We start from the raw sequence: 1,986 nt of genomic DNA on the forward strand, positions 1-1,986 counted from the left end.
TGGTCGTGAGGGGTGGCACCGGCGCCGTTCCGGGGGTGGGTCTCGTGCGGGGTGGCGGCCCGGTCCTGGGGGTGGAGGCGTTCCTCGTGGGCGGCGGCGCGTTCCTCGCGGCGGCGTTCCCGTACCGCCCGGCCTCGGGCCACGACGCCGACGGCGAACACCGTGAGGACCAGCAGCACCATCAGCTCGCCGATGAACAGGCCCCAGAACAGGCCGTATCCGGAGAGCTGCGCCCGGGACGCCTCCGGCCAGGCGGTGGCGAGGTCCTGCGGGGAGGTGACCAGTTCGCGCAGGGCGAGCGGGGCGCGGGTGAACGTGACGCCGTCCGGCCAGCCCCCGTGGGTGAGGAGGCCGGCCAGGCCGGTGGCCGTCCAGGTGACGAGCGTGGCGGCGAGGAGGAGGCCGAGGAGGCCGATGAGCAGGCCGTCCGGGATGCCTCCGCCGCCCCCGTTGCCGTCGTGTCCGTCGCGGGGGGCCGGGCCCCGGCCCCGTACCGGGTGACGTGCCGCCATGTCAGGCGACCGTGGACTCGGACGACTCGTTCATCCGTTGTTGGTGCTCGATGCGGGCCGCCCGCTGCTCCGCCTCCAGTTCGGCGGCGCGGAGGTCGTCGGGGAGCAGGTGGTCCGTCGAGCCCTCGGTCATGGCGCGGTCGGTGAAGACCAGGGGGCGTTCGGCTTCGGTGATCAGGTGTTTGACCACCTGGACGTTGCCGTTGACGTCCCAGACGGCGATGCCGGGGGTGAGGGTGGGGATGATCTCGACGGCCCAGCGGGGCAGGCCGATGACCCGGCCGGTCGCTCTCGCCTCGTCCGTCTTCTGGGCGTAGATCGTGCGGGTGGAGGCCATCTTGAGGATGGCGGCGGCTTCCTTGGCCGCGGCTCCGTCGACCACGTCGCTGAGGTGGTGGACGACGGCGACGAAGGAGAGGCCGAGGCGGCGGCCGAACTTCAGCAGGCGCTGGAAGAGCTGCGCGACGAAGGGGGAGTTGATGATGTGCCACGCCTCCTCCACCAGGAAGATGCGCTTCTTGCGGTCGGGCCGGATCCAGGTGTGTTCCAGCCAGACGCCGACGATGGCCATCAGGATCGGCATCGCGATGGAGTTGCGGTCGATGTGCGAGAGGTCGAAGACGATGAGGGGCGCGTCGAGGTCGATGCCGACGGTCGTGGGCCCGTCGAACATGCCGCGCAGGTCGCCGTCGACCAGTCGGTCCAGGACGAGGGCGACGTCCAGGCCCCAGGCCCGTACGTCGTCTATGTCGACGTTCATCGCCTCGGCGGACCTCGGCTCGGGGTGGCGCAGCTGTTCCACGATGTCCGTCAGGACCGGCTGGCGGTCGGTGATGGTCGAGGTGACGAAGGCGTGCGCCACCTTCAGCGCGAAGCCGGAGCGTTCGTCGAGGCCGTGGCCCATGGCGACTTCGATGATCGTGCGGAGCAGGGCGAGCTGGCCGGTGGTGGTGATGGAGGGGTCGAGCGGGTTGAGGCGGATGCCGCCGTTGAGCGCGGCGGTGGGGTCCAGGCGGATGGGGGTGATGCCCAGTTCCTGGGCGATGAGGTTCCATTCACCGACGCCGTCCTCGCCCTGGGCGTCCAGGACGACGACCTGGCGGTCGCGGAAGCGGAGCTGGCGCAGGACGTAGGTCTTCTCCAGCGCGGACTTGCCGTTGCCGGACTCGCCGAGGACGAGCCAGTGGGGGGCGGGGAGCTGCTGCCCGTACAGCTGGAAAGGGTCGTAGATGTAGCCCTTGCCGCTGTAGACCTCGCGGCCGATGATCACGCCGGAGTCTCCGAGGCCGGGGGCGGCGGTGGGGAGGTAGACGGCCTGGGCCTGGCCCGTGGACGTACGGACGGGGAGGCGGGTCGTCTCCACCTTGCCGAAGAGGAAGGAGGTGAAGGCATCCGACAATGCGGACAGGGGGTCTCGCATGGGGGGCGCCCTCTCTCTGTGTGTGGGTCGTGTCGCGGGTGGCGGGTGGCGGTG

Annotated in this window: 1 protein-coding gene and 1 pseudogene; both read right to left on the bottom strand. The window is 70.9% G+C overall.

The genetic code is table 11. The features are described from left to right. Nucleotides 1–512: pseudogene (locus IF19_RS0134205) on the bottom strand (type VI secretion protein); the annotation flags it as partial. A 1-nt stretch (nucleotide 513) separates the two neighbouring features. Next, nucleotides 514–1,932, bottom strand: a complete 1,419-nt coding sequence (locus IF19_RS0134210) for an ATP-binding protein (protein WP_030115852.1) — start codon at nucleotides 1,930–1,932, stop codon at nucleotides 514–516. Nucleotides 1,933–1,986: the final 54 nt, after the last annotated feature.

Origin of the sequence: Streptomyces californicus (assembly GCF_000717645.1) — a bacterium.
GTDB lineage: Bacteria > Actinomycetota > Actinomycetes > Streptomycetales > Streptomycetaceae > Streptomyces > Streptomyces californicus.

Coding starts and splice junctions, on each gene's coding strand:
- IF19_RS0134210 (WP_030115852.1), bottom strand. CDS start 1,932: ATGCGAGACCCCCTGTCCGCATTGTCGGATGCCTTCACCTCCTTCCTC.